The organism is Pseudomonas sp. (assembly GCF_050739655.1).
GTDB lineage: Bacteria > Pseudomonadota > Gammaproteobacteria > Pseudomonadales > Pseudomonadaceae > Aquipseudomonas.
On record NZ_JBOIBY010000315.1, the window covers coordinates 1 to 22473 of the forward strand.

At 59.6% G+C, this 22473-nt stretch carries 13 protein-coding genes and 2 riboswitches; of the genes, 7 read left to right on the forward strand and 6 right to left on the reverse strand.

The features are described from left to right. Window positions 1-2453 (reverse strand): cobaltochelatase subunit CobN (cobN, locus tag ACRESJ_RS15425; protein WP_431758673.1); only part of this gene is annotated, 2453 nt, incomplete at its 3' end. 3 nt (window positions 2454-2456) lie between these two features. Continuing rightward, window positions 2457-3518, reverse strand: coding sequence for a cobalamin biosynthesis protein CobW (gene cobW / locus ACRESJ_RS15430; RefSeq protein ID WP_431758674.1), 1062 nt, complete (start codon window positions 3516-3518; stop codon window positions 2457-2459). A 99-nt stretch (window positions 3519-3617) separates the two neighbouring features. Next, a riboswitch (cobalamin riboswitch) is annotated at window positions 3618-3829 on the reverse strand. A 184-nt stretch (window positions 3830-4013) separates the two neighbouring features. After that, window positions 4014-4238: riboswitch (cobalamin riboswitch) on the forward strand. Window positions 4239-4358: 120 nt separating this feature from the next. Here cobW and ACRESJ_RS15435 point away from each other — a divergent pair. The 4 genes from ACRESJ_RS15435 to cobM all read left to right on the forward strand — a co-directional run bounded on the left by ACRESJ_RS15435 (window position 4359) and on the right by cobM (window position 6508). Next, window positions 4359-4553: a CbtB domain-containing protein gene (locus ACRESJ_RS15435; RefSeq protein ID WP_431758675.1), complete on the forward strand. Its 195-nt coding sequence runs from the start codon at window positions 4359-4361 to the stop codon at window positions 4551-4553. A gap of 11 nt (window positions 4554-4564) precedes the next feature. Further along, window positions 4565-5269 carry a CbtA family protein gene (locus ACRESJ_RS15440; protein WP_431758676.1) on the forward strand — a complete coding sequence of 235 codons (705 nt, stop codon included), beginning with the start codon at window positions 4565-4567 and terminating at the stop codon, window positions 5267-5269. Further along, on the forward strand, window positions 5266-5679 hold the full coding sequence (locus tag ACRESJ_RS15445; protein ID WP_431758677.1) for a cobalamin biosynthesis protein: 414 nt from the start codon (window positions 5266-5268) through the stop codon (window positions 5677-5679). The genes ACRESJ_RS15440 and ACRESJ_RS15445 overlap by 4 nt, the downstream gene beginning before the upstream one ends. Window positions 5680-5761: 82 nt before the next feature. Continuing rightward, on the forward strand, window positions 5762-6508 hold the full coding sequence (gene cobM, locus ACRESJ_RS15450; RefSeq protein WP_431758678.1) for a precorrin-4 C(11)-methyltransferase: 747 nt from the start codon (window positions 5762-5764) through the stop codon (window positions 6506-6508). Between the two features lie 162 nt (window positions 6509-6670). Here cobM and nfuA read toward each other — a convergent pair whose 3' ends face one another. After that, window positions 6671-7255 carry a Fe-S biogenesis protein NfuA gene (gene nfuA / locus ACRESJ_RS15455; RefSeq protein ID WP_007959519.1) on the reverse strand — a complete coding sequence of 195 codons (585 nt, stop codon included), beginning with the start codon at window positions 7253-7255 and terminating at the stop codon, window positions 6671-6673. A gap of 236 nt (window positions 7256-7491) precedes the next feature. Then, a complete protein-coding gene (locus ACRESJ_RS15460) occupies window positions 7492-9789 on the reverse strand; it encodes a fatty acid cis/trans isomerase (protein WP_431758679.1) in 2298 nt (765 codons plus the stop codon). A gap of 153 nt (window positions 9790-9942) precedes the next feature. Here ACRESJ_RS15460 and metH point away from each other — a divergent pair, with 153 nt between their 5' ends. Beyond that, on the forward strand, window positions 9943-13653 hold the full coding sequence (gene metH, locus ACRESJ_RS15465; RefSeq protein ID WP_431758680.1) for a methionine synthase: 3711 nt from the start codon (window positions 9943-9945) through the stop codon (window positions 13651-13653). 57 nt (window positions 13654-13710) lie between these two features. On the opposite strand, the gene ACRESJ_RS15470 is transcribed toward metH, so the two are convergent. Then, window positions 13711-20337 (reverse strand): NEL-type E3 ubiquitin ligase domain-containing protein, encoded by a 6627-nt coding sequence (locus ACRESJ_RS15470; protein WP_431758681.1) that lies wholly within the window; start codon window positions 20335-20337, stop codon window positions 13711-13713. Between the two features lie 179 nt (window positions 20338-20516). Here ACRESJ_RS15470 and ACRESJ_RS15475 point away from each other — a divergent pair, with 179 nt between their 5' ends. Then, on the forward strand, window positions 20517-20735 hold the full coding sequence (locus tag ACRESJ_RS15475; protein ID WP_431758682.1) for a DUF2970 domain-containing protein: 219 nt from the start codon (window positions 20517-20519) through the stop codon (window positions 20733-20735). A gap of 6 nt (window positions 20736-20741) precedes the next feature. Here ACRESJ_RS15475 and ACRESJ_RS15480 read toward each other — a convergent pair whose 3' ends face one another. Then, entirely contained in the window at window positions 20742-21827 is a 1086-nt protein-coding gene (locus tag ACRESJ_RS15480; RefSeq protein WP_431758683.1) for an ABC transporter substrate-binding protein, read from the reverse strand. 521 nt (window positions 21828-22348) lie between these two features. On the opposite strand from ACRESJ_RS15480, the gene ACRESJ_RS15485 reads away from it, so the two are divergent. Next, the coding region (locus ACRESJ_RS15485; RefSeq protein WP_431758684.1) for a hypothetical protein at window positions 22349-22473 on the forward strand (125 nt) is incomplete at its 3' end.

The window sequence follows — 22473 nt, forward strand, 5'->3', positions numbered from 1 at the left end:
GGTGTATCTGCAACATTGGTGTCGACTGACACTCCATCGCGAGCAGGCTCGCTCCCACAGGGGCCGGAGTTAGATTGGGATGTTTGCGCAATGAGTTGCGCCGCGAACAGCTCAAGACGTTCGCGGGTGTCGCCGGTGGTGCGCCAGGGTTCATTGCTGATCGACAACAATTCATCTGGTCGTGGACCGCTCCACGGATCAGCCAACCCACAATCAAGCGGATCAAACCCCAACTCGAACGCCTTGGCCAACGCCCGCAACAAACTAGACTGCGCCCCTCGTCCATCGCCCCGGGGAATGCGCAGCAATGCGAGCAAGGTGTCGATACGCAAACGCCCCTCCGGCGACTCACCGAATACATGCAGGCCATCGCGGATCTGCGACTCTTTCAAGTCGCAAAGGTAAGTGTCCAGGCGCGGCAGCCAGATTGCCGCATCGGCGTCGCTGTCGAGCTTTTCGTCCAGTTGCAGTTCGCGGTCGATGTGGGTGTCGCGCACCAGTTGCAGGATGTCACGCTGCAGTTCCCGGGCGCGGCGCGGATCAAGCAGTTGCGCTTCGTAATACTCGTCGGCCAGCAACTCCAGGTTGCGCAGCGGGCCATAAGTCTCGGCACGGGTCAGCGGTGGCATCAAGTGATCGATGATCACTGCCTGGGTGCGGCGCTTGGCCTGGGCGCCCTCGCCCGGATCGTTGACGATGAACGGATAGATGTTCGGCAACGGCCCGAGCAGCGCATCGGGCCAGCAGTTCTCGGACAGCCCGACACCCTTGCCCGGCAGCCATTCCAGATTGCCGTGCTTGCCGACGTGGATCACGCCATGGGCGCCGTAGGTGTTGCGCAGCCAGAAATAAAACGCCAGGTAGCCGTGGGGCGGCACCAGGTCCGGATCGTGATACACCGCGCTCGGGTCCACCTGATAACCCCGGGCCGGTTGAATGCCAACGAAGGTCAGGCCGAAACGCAGGCCCGCGATCATCATCCGCCCCCCCCGGCACATCGGATCGCAGTCAGGCGTGCCCCAGCGCTCAAGCACGGCGTTGCGGTTGGCCTCGGGCAATGCGTTGAACATCGTCAGGTAATCGTCCATGGCCAGGCTTTGCTGGCATGGGCGCTGGTCGAGGCTGTCGAGGTCGTTGCTGACACCGCCAAGCAACTGCTGGATCAGCGCGGTACCGCTTTGCGGCAAATCGGCCGGCAGCGGATAACCTTCCAGGTGAAGCGCGCGCAGGATATTCAACGCCGCCGCCGGGGTGTCGAGCCCGACGCCATTGCCGATACGACCATCGCGGGTCGGGTAGTTGGCGAGGATCAGCGCCACGCGCTTATCGGCGTTGGGCAGGCGCGCCAGATCGATCCAGCGCCGCGCCAGCTGGGCGACGAAATCCATGCGTTCGGGTGCTGGCCGGTAGCAAACCACGTCCGATTGACTGCGCTCACTGCGCCAGGCCAGATCCTTGAAGCTGATCGGCCGGCTGATGATCCGCCCATCCAGTTCCGGCAGCGCGATATGCATCGCCAGGTCCCGGGGGCCGAGGCCCTGTTCGCTGGCGCGCCAGCCCGGCTCGTTATCCTGGGCGCAGATCGCCTGAATGACCGGGATGTTGCGGCGAAACGGTCGCAAATGCGGCGCTTCAGGGCTGGATTGGGCGAAACCGGTGGTATTGAGAATCACCCCGGCTTCGACTTCATCCAGCCAGTCCTCGACCACCGACAGGCAGCCGGGCTCCTTCAAACTGGCCAACGCGATGGGCAACGGGTTGAGCCCCGCCGCCTGCAAACGCTGGCAGAAAACATCGATGAAAGCGGTGTTCGCCGCCTGCAAGTGCGAGCGGTAGAACAGCACCGCGGCCACTGGCTGACCGGCCTGCCAATCGGCTTGCCAATCCTGCAAGGTCGCGGGGCTTTTTAATGGGTGGTAAATCGCCGTGCGCGGCAGCGTTTGCGGCTCAACCCAGAGGTAATCGCGCCCCAGCCAGCGATTGGCCAGACAGCGAAAAAGATTCAGCGCATTGGCCATGCCGCCCTGACGCAGGAAGTGCCAGAGCCGGTCTTGGTCTTCGGCCACCACGGTACTCAGGTCGCTGAGTTCCGGGTCCGGGCGATCATCACCCGGCACCAGAATCAACTCCACGCCCCGTTGCGACAGTTCGACCAGCCGCTCAACGCCGTAGCGCCAATAGGCAATGCCGCCATGCAGCGAGATCAAAATCACCTTGGCATGACGCAGCACTTCATCGACGTACAGGTCGACCGACGCATGATTCTGCACCTGCATCGGGTTGGCCAGGCGCACGCTCGGGTAGTCGTCGGGCAACTGCTGCGCCGCTTCGGCGAGCAGTGCAAGGCTGGAGTCGCCGCTGCACAGGATCACCAGCTCGGCGGGGGTTTGTCCAAGGTCGGCAATGTTGTCTTCCGACACGAAACCGCCGGGCTGGGTCCTGAGCAGGTGCATGGCTTACACGCTGAGCGCGGCGCGCAATTGCGCTTCGAGGGCGGCGGCATCCAGCTCCTGGCCGATCAACACCAGACGGGTGACGCGCGCTTCATCAGCATTCCACTGGCGGTCGAAGTGCTTGTCGAAACGCGTGCCCACGCCCTGGATCAGCAGGCGCATCGGCTTGTTCGGGATCGCTGCGAAACCCTTGACCCGCAGGATGCCGTGCTTGACCACCAGTTGGGTCAGCGCGTCCAGCAGCAGGCTCTCGTCGGCTTGCGGCAGTTCGATGGAAATGGAATCGAAGGCATCGTGGTCGTGATCGTCTTCGCCTTCGTGGTGGTGATCGTGGTGACTGTGACGGCCGTCGATGTGCTCTTCGGAACCGGCGCCGAGGCCGATCAGCACGTCCAGCGGCAGGCGACCGTTGCTGGCTTCGATGACTTTTACCGCTGGCGGCAGTTCTTCGGCCACTTCCAGGCGCACGCGAGCCAGGTCTTCAGGGTTGATCAGGTCGGCCTTATTGAGAATCACCAGGTCAGCGCTCGACAGTTGGTCGGCGAACAGCTCGTGCAGCGGCGACTCATGGTCCAGGTTCGGATCGAGTTTGCGCTGGGCATCGACCTGATCCGGGAACGCGGCGAAGGTGCCAGCGGCGACGGCCGGGCTGTCGACCACGGTGATCACCGCATCGACGGTGCAGGCGCTGCGGATTTCCGGCCACTGGAAGGCCTGGACCAAAGGCTTTGGCAGCGCCAGGCCCGAGGTTTCGATGAGGATGTGATCAAGATCGCCGCGACGGGCCACCAGTTCGCGCATCACCGGGAAGAACTCTTCCTGGACGGTGCAGCACAGGCAGCCGTTGGCCAGTTCGTAGACGCGGCCGGTGGCCTCTTCTTCGGTGCAACCGATGGAACATTGCTTGAGGATTTCGCCGTCAATGCCCAGCTCGCCGAACTCGTTGACGATCACTGCAATGCGGCGGCCCTGGGCGTTGTCGAGCATGTGCCGCAGCAAGGTGGTTTTGCCTGAGCCCAGGAAGCCGGTAACGATGGTGACGGGGAGTTTGGCCAGTGTTTTCATCGGATGCCCTTTGGCAAGGTGGCGGGCATACGGGACGAGGACCGGCAACGCGCGTGCGCGCCGGAAGCGTTCGCCACCGGATCACCCCGCCCGGTTGTAGTGAGAATCTGTATCGAGGCAGGTCTCCTGGCTGACGGTGTGCCGGTCGGTCGACTGGCGTTGGCTGCGCCTTCCCGCGGGCTCAGGACCTGAGCGTGCAGTGGCGTGGCAGCGAACATCACCGTTCACAGTTGCGGGGGCAGCCGCGGCATTGACCGCGTTCCCTTCTTAGCTTCGGCACAGACCGAAGAACCTCGAATGCGCAAGGCTACGCATCGTATTGGGGCGGGTCAAATTCTTGTGTTTACAGTTCCGGCCCCATCGCTAGCAGGCTAGCTCCCACAAGGGTCCAGTGTTCACAATTCCCCTGTGGGAGCTAGCCTGCTAGCGATGGCGTCGACCCGATCGAGAGATGAGAACCCTTGCCAATTGACGTCCCACCCCCGCCCATGCTCTCCTACGCATCTTGTTACGGGTGCCCTTCACGGGGTGAAACGGGAAACCGGTGAATCGTGTGCTTAACTCAAAGCCACGTCAGTCCGGTGCTGCCCCCGCAACGGTAAGCGAGCGAAGCGTCAAATCCACTGTGCCAATGCGGCATGGGAAGGTGACGCTTGCAGGTACAGGCCCATGCCTCTACCCCTCGCGAGCCCGGAGACCGGCCCGCAACACGAAGTGATCAAACTTCACTGAATAACAAACCCGCGGTGGGCGGGCGCTGTTCGAATCTCTGCGCGCCCGGACGTGTGGAGGCTCTGCATGCGCTTTTGATTGCCCGCTGACAGACCAGAGGGATACGCCATGTCGATCATCAGCAGCACCGGCCACAGCAGCGCCGCCAGCAGCACCACGACCCTGACCCAACGCCTGACCGCCGCCGTTTGCGCGTCGATCCTCGGCGCGTGCCTTGTGTATTTCGCCGGCTTCTCGCACATCGAAGCGGTCCACAACGCTGCCCACGATACCCGTCACAGCGCTGCGTTCCCGTGCCATTGAGAGCTGCCGACATGATCAAGCGTATTGCCCAAACCGCAGGGTTCACCGGCCTGCTGGCGGCCCTGCTGCTGACCCTGCTGCAAAGCTTCTGGGTCGCCCCGCTGATTCTCCAGGCCGAGACCTTTGAGAAATCCGAACCTGCAGCGGTTGAAGTCCACGAACACGCCGCCGGCACTGCCGCCCACACCCATGATGCCGAAGCCTGGGAGCCTGAAGACGGCTGGCAGCGCGTGCTGTCGACCACTGGCGGCAACCTGGTGGTGGCCGTTGGTTTCGCCCTGATGCTCGCTGGCCTCTATACCCTGCGCGCACCGACCAAAACCTCCCAGGGCTTGCTCTGGGGCCTGGCCGGTTACGCGACTTTCGTGCTGGCGCCGACGCTCGGCTTGCCGCCTGAACTGCCGGGCACCGCTGCAGCGGATCTGGTACAACGGCAAATCTGGTGGATCGGCACCGCTGCTTCCACGGCTGCCGGCATTGCCCTGCTCGCCTTCGGCCGCCACTGGCTGCTGAAAGTGCTCGGCGCGGCAATCATTGCCGTTCCCCACGTGATCGGCGCCCCGCAACCGCAAGTGCACTCGATGCTTGCGCCTGAAGCATTGGAGACCCAATTCAAAATTGCTTCGCAGCTAACCAACGTAGCGTTCTGGCTGGCCCTGGGCCTGATCAGCACCTGGTTGTTCCGCCGTAAAAGCGATGGCCAATACCACGCATGACTGTTGCCAACACAGCGCCGACCCTGGTGGTCGGCCTGGGTTGCCAGCGCGGCTGCCCCGTCAGCACGCTGCGGGCATTGCTCGATCAGGCGTTACAGGCTCACCGGATCAAACTGCACCAGATAAAGGCCTTGGCCAGCATCGACCTGAAACGCGATGAACCGGCCCTGATCGAACTGGCCGAGCAACTTGGCCTGCCGATGTCGTATTTCAGCAGCGAACAGTTGACGCCTTATCAACCACAGCTCAGCCACCATTCGCAGATCGCCCTTGAACGCACCGGCTGCTACGGCGTGGCTGAAAGCGCTGCCCTCGCCCTGGCTGAACAATTGGCCAATGCACCAGCGAAACTGCTGATCCCGCGACAAAAATATGCCCAGGCGACATTGGCGTTGGCCTGCGCAACCTGAAATCCCCGATAATCCCCTCTTTCGATCATGAGCAATCTTCATCTGAAGCGTTGCCTGAACCTCTTTTTCACAGGAACTGACCATGACCGTCTACTTCATTGGCGCAGGTCCCGGCGACCCGGAACTGATTACCGTCAAGGGCCAGCGCCTGATCCGCAGCTGTCCGGTGATTATCTATGCCGGCTCATTGGTACCGGCGGCGGTTCTTGAAGGCCATCGCGCCAAACAGGTGGTCAATAGTGCTGAACTGCACCTGGAACAGATCATCGAGCTGATCAAGACTGCCCACGCCAACGGGCAGGACGTGGCGCGCGTACATTCCGGCGATCCGAGCCTGTATGGCGCCATTGGCGAACAGATTCGATATTTACGCGAGCTTGATATCCCGTTTGAGATCATTCCGGGCGTGACGGCTACAGCGGCTTGCGCGGCGCTGCTCGGCTGCGAATTGACCTTGCCGGATGTGTCCCAGAGCGTGATTTTGACCCGCTACGCCGACAAAACCTCCATGCCACCTGGCGAAGAATTCTCCAGCCTGGCGCAACACGGCGCGACCATGGCCATTCATTTGGGGGTTAACCATCTGGTGAAGATCGTGGAGGAGCTCGTGCCGCATTACGGCGCGGATTGCCCGGTCGCGGTGATTCACCGGGCTACATGGCCTGATCAGGATTGGGTGGTGGGGACGCTCGAGGACATTGCCGAGAAGGTCAAGGCCAAAGGGTTTCGGCGTACGGCGTTGATTCTGGTGGGTCGGGTGTTGGGCAGCGATCACTTCAGCGAGTCGTCGCTGTATCGCGCGGGGCATGCGCACTTGTATCGGCCCTAGATCCAATCGCGAGCAGGCTCGCTCCCACAGTTGACCGAGTTGTTCCTGAATATGCGATCCAATGTGGGAGCGAGCCTGCTCGCGATGAGGCCGTTGAACTCCACACATCATCCATAAAAAACGGCGCTCACGGGGCGCCGTTTTTATGCCGCAGCGAACACCTTAGTAGTAGGCGTTTTCTTTCTGCGTGTGGTCAGTGACGTCACGGACGCCCTTGAGCTCTGGAATACGCTCGAGCAAGGTGCGCTCGATGCCTTCCTTCAAGGTCACGTCTGCCTGGCCGCAGCCCTGGCAACCGCCGCCGAACTGCAGAACGGCGATGCCGTCTTCCACCACATCGATCAGGCTGACCTGACCGCCGTGGCTGGCCAGCCCCGGGTTGATTTCGGTTTGCAGGTAGTAATTGATGCGCTCGTTGATCGGGCTGTCGGCATTGACCATCGGTACCTTGGCGTTTGGCGCCTTGATGGTCAGCTGGCCGCCCATGCGGTCGGTGGCGTAGTCGACAACCGCGTCATCCAGGAAGGCTTCGCTGAACGAATCGATGTAGGCGGTGAAGCTTTTGAGCCCCAGCGCCGTGTCTTCGGGCTTTTCTTCGCCCGGCTTGCAGTAGGCAATGCAGGTTTCGGCGTACTGGGTGCCAGGCTGGGTGATGAAAACGCGGATTCCGATGCCCGGGGTGTTCTGCTTGGACAGCAGATCAGCCAGGTAATCGTGGGCGGCGTCGGTGATGGTAATAGCGGTCATGGAAACTCCTCGCAGGCTTGGGCGCAGTTTACGCCAATCATCGCGCCGGACAAAGTCCCAGTATTTTTGTCGGGAAAGATTCGGACGACGCAGCCGTGTAGGAGCTGCCGAAGGCTGCGATCTTTTGATGTTGCTTTTTTTAAAATCAAAAGATCGCAGCCTCGTTGCACTCGACAGCTCCTACACAGCTCCTACACAGCTCCTACACAGCGCCTACACGGGGGATAGGGGGGCAATCAGAGGTTTTCGTAGCGGTTCATGTCCAGCACGCCCTCTTCCACCGGGTCGGTTTCGTGGATGTAGCGGCGCAAATCGTGAAAGTACTGCCAGAACTGAGGATGACTGCGACGAATGCCCCAACGCTCTACGATTTTCTCGAAACGATTCGCGTCCTTGGCGTTTTCCATGGCATCGACAAACTCAGGTACCTCTGCCGCCGGGATGTTGAACATGAAGTTCGGATAGCTGCTGAGTACGCCGGGGAAAATGGTGACGGTGTCCAGCTCCGGCTGATAACGCAGCGACTCGCCAATCAGGAAGGCCACGTTGCTGTGGGCACGGTTACGCAACAGGCTATAGATCACGCGCTGGCCGCTCGCGGTTTCGATCCGCAGCATCGTCGCTTCGGGCAATTGATCGATGACCTTGAGCCCCGCCGCGGGACGCGAAGTCAAGCGGCTCAGGGCCTGCTCGGCGTTCTGCAAGTCCAGATCGATGTTCGGCCGAGAGCAATAGGCGCCGTCGCAGCGGTTGATCGGGTCCGGCTTGGCGTTGAGGTCACCGTAGCGCACCAGCAACTGCATGGCGAAATCGCGTTTGGGGTCCTTTGTATCGAGTGTCAACGCGGTCGGTTTGTCGTCATCGATGGCCTCATAGTCCAGCCACAACTTGATTTGCCCACTGCTCTGGTACCAGTCGTCGAGGTAACCGATCCGTGAATCGGCTGGCATCAGGCGCAAAAAGTTCTGCTCGGCACCGTTGCGGATCAGATCGAAATACAGGCGTGTCTGGGCCTGATGAGACACATTACCGAACACATCGAAATTCACCGCCAACTGATAATAGGTTCGCTCCAGCAACGGGAAATCGAACAGCCACAGTGTTTGCGGCACCTCGCCAATCAGGCCTTTGGTCACGGCGGCACTGTCGAAATGCCGGAAGATGCTCAGCAACGCATTGTCATTGCCCGCCCACAGGGTCGACCAGCTCGGCGCCGGCAGATCGGCATAGCTGTCGCGGCGTAGAGCTTCGTATTCATTGCGTTTATCTCGGTAGTCGCGCCACAGGCTCAGAACGCTGCCCACATCGTCGTTTTGCCCAGGCATCGCCAGCAAGGGTGTGGCCTGGCCTCGATAATCCGGGTCGGTGATGTAGAGATCGTGTTCCGGCGCCTGGAACAACGCCCAGAAGTTGTCGCGAATAACATCCGTAGCGATCTGGCCACGACAAACCGGGCCGCGAATAAAGGTGCGAACGAAGTATTCGGCGTTATCGAGCATGAACTGATAACGCGCCTGGGCCGGGATGGCCTCGAAGGTCTGGAACGGATTGGCCCGGCTCTGCGGCCCATAGCCTGGCAGCGCGCTGACCTGCCAGTTGCCGTTATAGAACAGGCTTTTGACCCGCGCCATTTTGGCCGCGCTCAGTGGATAGGTGATGTGCGTCTTGTGCACGATAACGCCCTGCACCGGCCACAGACGGTAATAGAACTCGGTGCCAGGGTCGTCGTTAGGACGACGGGTGCTGATCAGGTCGATCGGTTGACCTGTTGGCGTGCGCGAACGCACCCACTGGAAGAAATGCCCCGGCTCGCCGTCCTTGAAATACAGGTGCGCGAGAAACCAGTGCTCGAACAGCCAGCGCCCCACCAGGCTTTGCCGCGCGCCCGGAGCATTGAGCAGGTTTTCCCACTGCACCAACTGTAAGGCTTCCTTGGCGCTCGGAACCAGGCCCTGTTCATCGATGGGGGCGCCGGATGCCAACCAGCGTTGCAAGGTCTGGTATTGCTGGTCGGTCAGACCGGTGACCGCCAACGGCATGCCTTCCTTGGGGTGAGCACTGGCGTAACCGTCGACCTGCGCCGGCATGGCGCACATGTTGTCGCGATTGAGACCCAGGACAATGTCCTCGGGCAATTTGGCGTTGGGCTGCAACGGCGTTCCATGGCCCATTTCAAGCATTCGCGCCATCAATGCCGCCTGGCTGCCCTGGGCATCGAGCACCGAATAGAAGCCCTTTTGCTGCCAAGCGTGCTTGCCGAACGCATCGTAGAACAATCGAGTGGGTGCAACAGCCTGGCTACGGTCACCGTCATACACCGGGACTTTCGTCGCGCCGCGCGCCGCTCCTTCGCCGCTGCCCAGATTGAGCTGGCAGGCGGCATCGTTGCAGGCATGGCAAGCCACACACTTCTCAGTGAAAATCGGTTGAATATCGCGGGTGTAGGAAATGGCAGGAGAATTCGCCGGCCCCTGCGCCACGGCGCCCCAGCTCAAACACAGCAACACACTGCTGATGACGACGCGATACGACATGTTCTGAACCCGATCCTTGAAAACGCCGCGATTCTACCGGGCTGGCAACCGCTTCAACATGAACGATATTCATGCAAAACCCGGACATGCTCCAAAAGCGCACAGGTTTGTTATCATCCCGGCCCTTCGTCATGGTCTTTCCGAGTAGTCCCAATGTCCGATCGCAGTGTTCGCCTTCAAGCTCTCAAGCACGCCCTCAAAGAGCGCATTCTGATTCTCGATGGCGGTATGGGCACGATGATCCAGAGCTACAAGCTCGAAGAGCAGGATTACCGTGGCAAACGCTTCGCCGATTGGCCGAGCGATGTCAAAGGCAACAACGACCTGTTGGTGCTGACTCGCCCGGACGTGATCGGTGGCATCGAGAAAGCTTATCTGGATGCCGGCGCTGACATTCTGGAAACCAACACCTTCAACGCCACCCGGATTTCCATGGCCGATTACGGCATGGAAGCCCTGACCTACGAACTGAACGTAGAAGGCGCCCGGCTGGCGCGCAAGGTCGCCGATGCAAAAACCCTCGAAACCCCGGACAAGCCGCGCTTCGTTGCCGGCGTGCTCGGTCCGACCAGCCGTACCTGTTCGCTGTCTCCGGACGTGAACAACCCCGGCTACCGCAACGTGACCTTCGATGAGCTGGTGGAAAACTACACCGAGTCCACCAAAGGCCTGATCGAAGGCGGCGCCGACCTGATCCTGATCGAAACCATCTTCGACACCCTCAACGCCAAGGCCGCGATCTTCGCCGTACAAGGTGTGTTCGAAGAGCTGGGCATCGAGTTGCCGATCATGATTTCCGGCACCATCACCGACGCCTCCGGCCGTACCCTGTCCGGCCAGACCACCGAAGCCTTCTGGAACTCCGTGGCCCACGCCAAGCCGATCTCGGTCGGCCTGAACTGCGCCCTCGGCGCCCGCGAACTGCGCCCGTACCTGGAAGAACTGTCGGACAAGGCCAGCACCCACGTCTCGGCGCACCCGAACGCTGGCCTGCCCAACGAATTCGGCGAGTACGACGAGCTGCCGGCCGAGACCGCGAAAGTCATCGAAGAATTCGCTCAGAGCGGCTTCCTCAACATCGTCGGCGGTTGCTGCGGCACCACGCCGGGCCACATCGAAGCCATCGCCAAGGCCGTGGCCGGTTATGCGCCGCGCCAGATTCCGGAAATCCCCAAGGCCTGCCGCCTCTCGGGCCTGGAACCGTTCACCATTGATCGCAACTCGCTGTTCGTCAACGTCGGCGAGCGCACCAACATCACAGGTTCCGCCAAGTTCGCCCGCCTGATCCGTGAAGACAACTACACCGAAGCCCTGGAAGTCGCCCTGCAACAGGTCGAAGCCGGCGCCCAGGTGATCGACATCAATATGGACGAAGGCATGCTCGATTCGAAGAAGGCCATGGTGACCTTCCTCAATCTGATTGCCGGCGAACCGGACATCTCCCGTGTACCGATCATGATCGACTCCTCCAAGTGGGAAGTGATCGAAGCCGGCCTCAAGTGCATCCAAGGCAAGGGCATCGTCAACTCCATCAGCATGAAGGAAGGCGTCGAGCAGTTCATTCATCACGCCAAACTGTGCAAGCGCTACGGCGCCGCCGTGGTGGTGATGGCCTTCGACGAAGCCGGCCAGGCAGATACCGAAGCGCGCAAGAAAGAGATCTGCAAACGCTCCTACGACATTCTGGTCAACGAAGTCGGCTTCCCGCCGGAAGACATCATCTTCGACCCGAACATCTTTGCCGTGGCCACCGGTATCGAAGAACACAACAACTATGCTGTGGACTTCATCAATGCCTGTGCCTACATCCGCGACGAGCTGCCGTACGCCCTGACGTCGGGCGGTGTATCCAACGTGTCGTTCTCGTTCCGTGGCAACAACCCGGTGCGCGAGGCGATTCACTCGGTGTTCCTGCTGTACGCGATCCGCTCCGGCCTGACCATGGGTATCGTCAACGCCGGTCAGTTGGAGATCTACGACCAGATTCCGCTGGAACTGCGCGACGCCGTCGAAGACGTGATCCTCAACCGCACCCCGGAAGGCACCGACGCCCTGCTCGCCATCGCCGACAAGTACAAGGGTGACGGCAGCGTCAAGGAAGCCGAGACCGAAGAGTGGCGCAACTGGGACGTCAACAAGCGTCTGGAACATGCGCTGGTCAAGGGCATCACCACCCACATCGTCGAAGACACCGAAGAGTCGCGCCAGTCCTTCGCCCGCCCGATCGAAGTGATCGAAGGCCCGCTGATGTCCGGCATGAACATCGTCGGCGACCTCTTCGGCGCCGGCAAAATGTTCCTGCCGCAGGTGGTGAAATCCGCCCGTGTGATGAAGCAGGCCGTGGCGCACTTGATCCCGTTCATCGAGCTGGAAAAAGGCGACAAGCCGGAAGCCAAGGGCAAGATCCTCATGGCCACGGTGAAAGGCGACGTGCACGACATCGGCAAGAATATCGTTGGCGTGGTACTGGGCTGCAATGGCTATGACATCGTCGACCTCGGCGTGATGGTGCCGGCGGAGAAAATCCTCCAGGTCGCCAAGGAACAAAAGTGCGACATCATCGGCCTGTCCGGCCTGATCACCCCGTCGCTGGATGAAATGGTCCACGTGGCGCGCGAGATGCAGCGTCAGGATTTCCATCTGCCATTGATGATCGGTGGCGCCACCACCTCCAAGGCGCACACGGCGGTGAAAATCGAGCCCAAGTACAGCAACGACGCGGTGGTGTACGTCACCGACGCCTCCCGCGCCGTGGGTGTGGCCACGCAGTTGCTGTCCAAGGAACTGAAAGCCGGTTTCGTCGAGAAGACCCGTGAAGAATACGTCGACGTCCGCGAGCGCACCGCCAACCGCAGCGCCCGCACCGAGCGCCTGAGCTACGCCGCGTCGATTGCGAAAAAACCGCAGTTCGACTGGGGCACTTATGAGCCGGTCAAACCGACCTTTACCGGCTCCAAGGTGCTGGACAATATCGATCTGAAGGTGCTGGCCGAGTACATCGACTGGACTCCTTTCTTCATTTCCTGGGATTTGGCCGGCAAGTTCCCGCGCATTCTGCAGGACGAAGTGGTCGGTGAAGCCGCCACCGCGTTGTATGCCGACGCCCAGGAAATGCTCGCCAAACTGATCGATGAGAAGCTGATCAGCGCCCGCGCCGTGTTCGGTTTCTGGCCGGCCAATCAGGTGCGGGACGATGACATTGAAGTCTATGGCGATGACGGCAAGCCATTGGCCAAGCTGCATCACCTGCGCCAGCAGATCATCAAGACCGACGGCAAGCCGAACTTCTCCCTGGCGGACTTTGTCGCGCCGAAAGACAGTGAACTGACCGACTACGTGGGTGGCTTTATCACCACTGCGGGCATCGGCGCCGAAGAAGTGGCCAAGGCCTATCAGGACGCTGGCGACGACTACAACTCGATCATGGTCAAGGCCCTGGCCGACCGTTTGGCCGAGGCCTGTGCCGAGTGGCTGCACCAGCAGGTGCGTAAAGAGCACTGGGGTTACGCGAAGGACGAAGTGCTGGACAACGAGGCGCTGATCAAGGAGCAGTACAGCGGTATCCGCCCTGCCCCGGGCTACCCGGCTTGCCCGGATCACACCGAGAAAGCCACGCTGTTTGCCCTGCTCGACCCAGACGCCGCCGAAATGCGCGCCGGCCGCAGCGGTGTGTTCCTCACCGAGCACTACGCGATGTTCCCGGCGGCAGCAGTCAGCGGCTGGTACTTCGCTCACCCGCAGGCGCAGTACTTCGCCGTGGGCAAGATCGACAAGGACCAGGTGCAGAGCTACACGTCGCGTAAAGGCCAGGAGCTGAGCGTGACCGAACGCTGGCTGGCGCCGAACCTCGGCTACGACGACTGAATCGTCAGCTGAAAAGATACCCCCCGGCACCGGGCAAACCGGTGACGGGGGCTTGCGTTACAGGTTTGCCCCTGCCGTTGATGAGCCGGCTCCCCCGCCAGTCGATTCAATCGCCTCGACCACCTTTCGAGATAGCTCAATCAGCTTCGCATTGCGCGCGGCCGCCTGATCGAAAAGCTGACTTAAAAAAGCCGGATCGTCGGCACTGATCGTTTGATCGTCAGCCCCGACATCCACCTCATCAAGCGCGTTGAACACCTCGGGGTACTTTTCCTTGAGATAGTCCACCCAATAGTCACGCTGAATCAGGTCTTCGAAAAATGCATCACCCTGTTCTGCGTTGATCACCGCCGTGCGCGCCTCAGCCATCTGTGCAGATGTGACACCCGAGCTGAACGTCATGTGTTTCGGTTGACCGGGCAGTTCCAGACCGTCGCTCCAGCCACTGGTCAGGCCGATTCGATAGCCCAGTCGCACCTCCGCTTCATCCTCACCCGACTCCATGGCGGCGTTTGTCGCCCAATCGTCCACCTTATCCAGACGGAAGAGCTGTCGGGACAGTTTCAACAACGCCCGCCCCTTCAGCGCCAGGCGCCCCACCGGCATATCGAGCAAGGCATTGTGGGTGAAGACTTTGCTCTCCAGCCCACTGAAGGTCAGGATTCGACCGTCGACGCAGGTGCCATGGGTATTGGAGCTGGCGAACAGGATCTCTCTGAGCTCTGAGTTGCTGGCGGCAGCCTCCATCACTGTCCATACCCGGCGTGTCAGGTCGGCATTGGCCACCCTGAATTCCTGCGTGTCCTGTAGTCGCGCAAGCAGATGAAAAAACGCTGCATGATCCGGTTCCGCCGCCAATTGACTCCAGATTTGAGTTTTGCTGGCCAACTCCTCGGGCAAGGCATTGGCCAGCCATGGCGCTTGTTGTTCGGAGTCGGGCTCAACGTCCGGTAGCACTTCATCAGACTCGACGCTCGAGTCGTCACTGTCGCCATCACCGCCATTCTCATCGATCATTTCGTCCAGATCGGAGTGCGATAACCCCAGCACACTATCGAGGGCGGTTCTCTGGCGGTAATCCCTGATGCGCTCAAGGCTTTCACGGGACAGGTTGTAGTTGTCGCTCAGGTCAGTCCCGGCCAGCAACACATCATGGCTGCTATCGAAAGCCAGCGCAGGAATCGATGTGATGTCGTTGCGGCTCAGGATCAGGGTTCGCAGTCGCTGTGCATCGAGTACGCCTTGCGGCCAGTCGGTCAGGTTGTTGTTGCTCAAATCGAGCGTTTCAAGCCGTTCAAAGCCGCCGACATCAAAACTATCCAGTGCGTTGTAACTCAGGTCCAGCCAGGTCAAACGCTCCAGCGGGTTCAATGCGGCATACAGTTGCCCGGTGTCGCCCAAGCGGTTTGTGGAAAGTTCCAGGCGTTCAAGGTTGGCCATGTACTGCACGGGTTCGGGCAGCGTCTGCAAATCATTGCCATTGAGCGCCAGCCTTTTGAGCCGGGTAAAAGCCTTGAGAAAACCGTTGGAGCCTTGCGCGGAATGCCGGATGCCGCTCAGATTCAAAGACCCCACATGGGAGAACGCAGCCGGCAGTTCGGGAAGATCACCCAGTTGCAGCCCATTGAGGGTCAACTCGACATCTGCGGCACCCTCAGCGACGGTCAAACCCTCGCGCCAGCACTCCAGGATGCGCAAGGCTCCCTGGCGGCGCTTGGCAGACGTCACTGCCCAGCCAGCGCCGTGGGATTCTCGGGTATACAGCCAGCCATTCAACTCGCGGGTCAGCGTGTCGAACGTCTGGTCCCATCCCGCCAGACGTTCGCCAATTTCAACGTCAGTCGTCCCGCTTTCGCGCCACTGCTCGATCACTTGCAAGGCGTCTCCATCGGCCAGTGCAGGTTTCAATCGTTGCAGGCGCTTAACGAAATGCGCGGCCCCCTCTGCGGCGGGCACGTCGGGCAACGGCAGCAAATGACCGGCGAGCGAATAACCGCTTTCCGAAGGAGGAAAGACGGACGGCACCGCTTGCGCGTCAAACCGCTCCAGAGTTCCGACAGGCAGGTTCCTGGTCAATTCAATTCGCTGTCGGGCCGCGTTCAGCACGGTCCTGGCTGGCTGCGTCAACGGGGCGCCCGTCAAATTGGTCTTGAGCGGCATGTCACCCTCAAGCACCGCCTGTGGCAAAGATGAAATCCTGGTGTTGCGCAGATCGAGCCAGTTCAGGTCTGGCAGATGCTCTGCCCCCTTCGGCCACTCATGCAGCGCGGTCGCCTGCAAGTTAAGGGAGATGAGATGAGGCATGCCACTGACGTCCAGCGAGTTCAACGGATTGATACTCAGATCCAGCGACTCCAGCGCGCCCAAACCGTCGAAAACCTGCTGAACAGCAGGGTCGACGATTATCTGGTTGGCCGAGAGATCCAGGTGGGTCAGTTTCGCAAGGTCTCCAGAAGCGATGGGAACCTGCGTCAAATCATTGCCACTGAGGTCAAGTGTTTTAAGTTCGGTAAAGCCTCCAACAAAGCGACTTATCTGTTCGACCGGAGCCCGCAAGCCCGGTAAATACAGGGTGCGTACATGGTCAAATGCACCGACCGGCAACTGCGGCAGCTCATTGAATTGCAGATCCGGCAGCTCGAGTACGGAGGCATCGAGCGTGCCGCCGTAACGCTTGAAGGCACCGTTACGCCAACAGGCCCGGATAAGCGTTGCCGCCCGTGTGCGTCCCAGTATTTGCTGCACGCTTGTACCTGGCAGCAGCGCATGTTCAGACCATTCGTTGAGTTGCTGGTCAAGTTGATGGCGCTGTTCGCTCATTTCCTCGATGGCCTTGAACCTCGCTTCGGCGTCCTGCCATTGTTCGGTGAACCGGATGAATACGGTGGCCGAAGATTGGTTGAGTCCCTCACCCAGACGCTGCAGTTCCCCCCGGCAATAGTCCCTGACCATTTCCTCCTGATCGACCAGATGCTCGGGGTAATTCTTGACGTACTCATAGGCGGGCTTGAAGTTTTCCCGAAGAAATAACGACCAATCCAACGACAACCCCGACCACAACTTTTCGTGCCCCTGGAATAGGCCCTCGGGTAATGTCCTGATGCTGGTGTGCTTGAGGTTCAGGCGCTCGAGGAACGGCAGGTCGAGCGCGCCGGCTGGCCATTCGAACATCGAAGGGGCCAAGACCTCCAGTGAGCGCAAGTTGCGCATCCGGATGACGTCCAGTTCCATCGGCGCGAAACCGGACGAGTAAACATGAAGTGCTTCAAGCCTGGTTAACGAACTCAGTCTTGACGGCATGTCCACCGCGAACGGAACAGCGGAATACAGGCTAAGGTGCACAAGGTGCTGCATGCTGCTCAACGCTTCGGGCACGTTGGTGAATTGGCTGCCATTTATGCGCAGCGTTTTCAGATTGGGAAAGTGCGCCACAAGCGTTTCTACATTGGTATCGGTGACGAACTGCCCTCGCACGTTGAGCTCACGTACATGGGAAAAATCCGCCGACAAGGACGGGAGTGGGTCATCACTGGTCAACTCAAGCCGCTGCAATTGCGGGTATTGTTCGGCCAACGGTGAGTTTCGCCAGCATTCCTTGATATTTCGCGCGACGGCAGCTCTGCCATCGAGCATTGAATCCCAAACAGTCCCCGAAACAGATTCGCTGACCCATTGATCGAGCGCCGATTCGAGTGTGTCCCACTCACGACTGCGCTCCTGCAACAAGCTGTAGACCTGAGCGTCGGTTTTCCCGTTGCGCAGCTGTTCCAGAATGAAACCATTGGCTTGCCGATCAGAGAGCCCCGGATAGACATCCTGCACCCGCGTCGTCAGCGAAGGATTGATGCCCTGCCCACGCCCACTGGCGTAGTACCCCACCGAGTGCTCCGCCACACGCACTGGCGGCTTGAACCTGCCGCGGCTGCCGCTTGGTGCCTGAAGCTGTTGCGTCCATTTAGCGCGGTGCTCGATCGCCGAGTCGATGACCGCCCTGCGCAGTTCCCCGCTTTGAGCGACATGGGGAATACCCAAGGCCGTGCGTGACTCATCGGGCAAGGCGTGCATGATCGAGGTGTAAAAGTTGTGACCGTCACGGGGCACGCTGTTAAGCATTTCGCCGCGCTCATCGAACGCTTGATAGGAAGGCCCGTTCTTCACCAGATATTTGCGACTGACCGCCGTTTCGCTTCCAACCCCCTCGAGCAATGGGCCGTTGATGTGACCATCGCGAACTTCCAGCCGCACCGCATCGGACCAGCCAGGCAGTTGCTCCAGGGCATGCAAGGCAAGCCACCGACTATCAGCCGACATCATGCGTTCCCCGTGCAGGCCGACAAAAGCCCGACTCAGTCGCCCTTGCTGCGCATACCAACGGGCTTCTTCCAGCATTCGCAATGGAATATGACGCGTTGTTTTCAGGCGTGTGAGCTCTTCTGCGTTTGCATCCAGCAGCACCCTTTGTGCCGCCGCCTCGCCAAGCCCTGGACAAGCACGCTGCAATCGGTCGACCGGTGACCCTGGCTCTACCGATTCAATGACCGCAGTGCCCGTAAGATCCGCCTCAAACAGCCGCATGACATCGATCAACTCAGGGGGTGGAGGCAGATGGTCCATGTGCATCTTGCGCAGGGCATTGTCGCCGACACCACTGATGTCGGCGATTTTGAGCAACTGCTCATCGGTGAACGCCTCTGTGATATGGCCCATGCGTCGTAGCAGCGCAAGACGGTCCCAGGTCAGGGGACGCTCAAGCGAATGGCGCCACGCCCCGTGTCCGTTATGTTTGAGTATCGGCTGCCACGCCTGTGCATCGGTGGGATGCTTGATGCGCCATTTCTTCAAGGATTTATCGAACGTTGTTTCATAGACCTTGCCCGCCTGGCGGATGCAGGTCTTATCGCCAACACGATGAAGCCCCAGGGCGTCAGGGCTTGAATCGGTACCCGGCACAATGTCACTTTCATAAGCGCCCAGGTCCGGCTTCCACAGACGACTGTCGCCGTTGGAGCGTGTGACGGGCTCCAGGCGTTCGACCACAGGCGCAGGTTTCACCACTGCCAGTTTGCCCGCTGCTTTTGCCACACCGCCCAACACCGCTATAAAAGCCAGGTTTTCAGCTACATCGATCAAATGCGCCTTGGCAGCCTGGTGATCGCCCTCACTCCACTCGATCGCACCTTCGAAGGTCTCATACAGCAGTTGGCTGGCCATCACCACCATCATGATCTCGCCCAGTACCGGCACGAACATTGAGACGATGTTGAAGCCGAGCATGCCGATTTCCAGCAGGTGATTGAGCTTTTCCGTGCGCACCTTCGCATCGACAGCTGCCGTGGGGACTGCATGGCTGCGCGCATCGGCGATTACCTTTGCACAGCTTTGTTCGTAGAGATAAGTAAAGAGATCGGTGTTGGCAGCCCAGATGTTCGCCCCGCCCGCCTGATTGATCACGGAAGGATTGAGATAGGGATCATCGACCGGTTCCTGCCTGCTCGAACGCTCAGGTGGCAATTGCTTGATGCGGGCGAACGTAGAGAACGGTGGAATGAGCTGTGCGACTTTCACCCAGATGGAATCCAAGGGGTCGCCAGGAGCATCCGCAGCTTTACGGGTGAACTGACTGAAGTAATAAGGGTGATCGGCATAAGCCACAAACTGGCTGAAAAAACGCTGGTGCGCCGTTGGACCGTCACTGCTTTGGTGCGATCCGCCCCGGACCGTGAACTGGCGCTTGAATTCTTCGCGCAGCTGATCAGAGGTGTAGCGTTTGAGCGGGTGTTCGGGATCGTGGGGTATGTAGAGGATGAACTCACTGGAGTAGCGAAACTTTTCACTGATGCTGAACACAACGCAGCCCGTCATCCTGCGGTTCATCAAACTCAGGTCGCGAAACCAGACGGGCTTGCTGCCCAGCCGGGGATGCAGTTCGCCCTTAATGATCGAGAGGATCATTGCGTAGTCAGCCGGTTCAATATCCTTTTTCAACAAAGCCACTTCGGCAGCCGCTCTTAAAGTTGCCTTCTGACTGGTCATGTATTGCTGGCGAAGTGTGGTTCCGGCCCCGGCATCGGCTGGCTGAAAAAACGCTTTCACATAAGTCTGATACTGCGCCCCGATATCCAGGGAGCGACACAGTGACAGGAACTGAGTGACCGTCATGTTGACGCTGACCGCCTGAAACACGCCCGGGGTCGATGTTTCCTGGATAAACCCGGATTGCGAATGAAAGGCGCCTGTCTTGCATTCGGATTCTTCGAAATTATGCAGCGTTGCCTGCAACAACGAGAGCTTCATGACTTCGAACGTTGATACTTCGATTTCCAGGACGCCCACCTCCAGAGGGCGTCGCAGACATACCAGCGTTTTGCTGACGTCTACCTCCACACCGAATCGATCCTTCAGGGCCTTGCTGAGTAATGGCTCGGCGAAGGCGTCGATGTCTTTTAGCGCCGACATCGTTTTGTCCAGAAGCGTCTGGGCAGTAAAACTGGCGTGGGAAGTTTCTCTCAAAGCCCGCTGTCGCTCGGTGGTTGCACTTGAATACCACTGCGGCAGGCGCGTGCCGCCGGCTTTCAGGGCCGCTCGTCTTGCCGGCGTGGCATCGATCAGCCAACCGGGCGTGAGTTGCTCAAGAAGCTCGCCATGAATGCTGCTTGTTGCTGGAGTCAAATCTTTAGTGGACATGCTGTCTCTCCTGACATGGGGAGCGACAGAACATCATTTCAACGGGCTGGGGCTGCGGTAGATAGTTATCGTGAGGGTGACGATGGATTACCAATTGCTTCAGTCGGGACCGGGTCGGTCGCAGCACGAATCCCTGGATTGGCTATGCTCAGAGGACTCACTTTTTTGCCGGGGGATTTATGGACGATCCAGTCGACAACAAACCGCCGACGTTCTGGCAGATGCTGCAGAGTGTCATGGCGGCAGCGTTCGGGGTGCAAAGCGGCAAGAACCGGGCGCGTGATTTCACACACGGCAAACCCAGTCATTTCGTGATATTGGGCATCCTGTTCACGACGGTGTTCGCCCTGACGCTGTTCGGCATCGTCAAACTGGTACTGCTACTGGCGGGAATCTGAAGCCGCTCAGTGCATCAGGGTTTGCAGGCTGAATGGATAGCGGTACGAAGGTGGTCGCCCCTTGGCCGAGAGCTGATGAAAATTCACGCCAAAATCCTGCTTGGTTCCCATCCTGAGCAGTCGCTTTGCTTGCGTGCGACTGATCAATTCCAATAGTGGAATTTGCCGGTCACGACCTCCGTACCGACTGACGTCGATGCCTTCGTCATAATCATGCAATTGCACCAAGGCCCAGCCACCCAGGGTGAAATGCCCGCCCAGCAGAACGCTCAGGCGGTTGTCCAGCAGCGCTTGCAACGCCGCCGGTGAATTGTTGATGGCGCTGAACAACGCATCCTTGCCCGGAACGCCACCGGCCTCGGTGTATGCCTGCATGACGCCGAACGCCATTTCGTCATTGGCCGACCAGACCAGAGACGTTTGCGGATAACGCTTGAACAAAAGCCTTGCTTGCTCGTAGGCACGCTGCCGTGTCCAGCCGCCATAGACCAGTTGACGCAAACGCACCTGAGGGTGCTCGGCCAGCGCCCGACGCATGCCTTTCTCGCGCAATTGTGCAGAGGGCGTGACTTTCAAACCGGAAAAAGCCAGCAAATCAATTGTCTGACCTGGGGCCACCGGGCGATGGAGTCGAATCAGCTCCTTGAGCATCAGGTAGCCGCCCTCTTCATCGTTGGGTACGAGGCTGCCAACCCAGTCGGGATATTTGTCGGGCCGGGCGCCGAGCATTCGAGCCTGGTCCAGTGTCAGGGCGTTGTTGACAAGGAACAGCTTTACGCCACTGCCTTTGGCCAGACGCAACACTTCAGGTGCGACGGATTGCTCGTTGACGAATACCAGATAGTCGGGACGATGTTGTCCCTGAAGAGCTTCGCGCGCCTGTTTGATGATGTTCTCAGGCACCCGATCGGAATACTGGATGCGCAGATCCATGCCAAGATTGCTGGCGGCGGCCTGCATGAACTGCGAGTAACTGACCCAAAAAGCTTCATTTGGGGCTCCGGGATTCAGGAACAGCACTGACGCCGCTTGAGCACAAGGTCCCACGACCATGCCCAGCGCCAGCAGTACGCCACATAGAAACTTCAACATTTGTCGTCCGAGCCCCCGGAAATTCGCCGCGCATTATAGCCAGCGAACGCCCGCAAAACGGCGTTTATTCCGGTTTTTGTCCGACAATCGTCGGAACGAGGCCAGGACGGGTCGTTTACTGATGACTGACCCAAAATACAGCGGTGCCGACGACCAGAATGATCAGGAACAGAATCGCCCAGGCATCGACGGAGCTATCGCTTTTCCTTGCTTTGGTTGGGTTGCTCATTGCATCGCCTCTTGTCGGTTTTATCGGTGATTGCACGAAGACTCGACCACAGTTAAGACGATGATTGCCCGCACGACAAATGTGGGTTAAGTAACAACTATTCTCGTTAGGCGTTTTGGTTCTTTACATATACTCAAACATCACTTTTGCGCATAACTACAAACTGGTATCTTGCCCCGGCTCCGTAGGGAGTGCGCGGCCGTGCGCGCAGAATTGCAGCGGTTCTTCGGACTCAAGCAAGCACAAAAACGCAGCTGTATCCGAGCGACCCAAGCCTGAGAACAGGACTCATATGTACGTATACGACGAATACGATCAGCGGATCATCGAGGACCGCGTCAAGCAGTTCCGTGATCAGACCCGACGCTATCTGGCAGGCGAGCTGAGCGAAGAAGAATTCCGCCCCCTGCGCCTGCA

What these genes read in the sequence shown, in the direction of transcription:
- nfuA (WP_007959519.1), bottom strand. Translation starts at nt 7,255, where the DNA reads ATGACCGCTATTACCATCACCGACGCCGCCCACGATTACCTGGCTGAT.
- ACRESJ_RS15480 (WP_431758683.1), bottom strand. Translation starts at nt 21,827, where the DNA reads ATGTTGAAGTTTCTATGTGGCGTACTGCTGGCGCTGGGCATGGTCGTG.
- metH (WP_431758680.1), top strand. Translation starts at nt 9,943, where the DNA reads ATGTCCGATCGCAGTGTTCGCCTTCAAGCTCTCAAGCACGCCCTCAAA.
- ACRESJ_RS15460 (WP_431758679.1), bottom strand. Translation starts at nt 9,789, where the DNA reads ATGTCGTATCGCGTCGTCATCAGCAGTGTGTTGCTGTGTTTGAGCTGG.
- ACRESJ_RS15470 (WP_431758681.1), bottom strand. Translation starts at nt 20,337, where the DNA reads ATGTCCACTAAAGATTTGACTCCAGCAACAAGCAGCATTCATGGCGAG.
- ACRESJ_RS15440 (WP_431758676.1), top strand. Translation starts at nt 4,565, where the DNA reads ATGATCAAGCGTATTGCCCAAACCGCAGGGTTCACCGGCCTGCTGGCG.
- ACRESJ_RS15445 (WP_431758677.1), top strand. Translation starts at nt 5,266, where the DNA reads ATGACTGTTGCCAACACAGCGCCGACCCTGGTGGTCGGCCTGGGTTGC.
- ACRESJ_RS15475 (WP_431758682.1), top strand. Translation starts at nt 20,517, where the DNA reads ATGGACGATCCAGTCGACAACAAACCGCCGACGTTCTGGCAGATGCTG.
- cobW (WP_431758674.1), bottom strand. Translation starts at nt 3,518, where the DNA reads ATGAAAACACTGGCCAAACTCCCCGTCACCATCGTTACCGGCTTCCTG.
- ACRESJ_RS15435 (WP_431758675.1), top strand. Translation starts at nt 4,359, where the DNA reads ATGTCGATCATCAGCAGCACCGGCCACAGCAGCGCCGCCAGCAGCACC.
- cobM (WP_431758678.1), top strand. Translation starts at nt 5,762, where the DNA reads ATGACCGTCTACTTCATTGGCGCAGGTCCCGGCGACCCGGAACTGATT.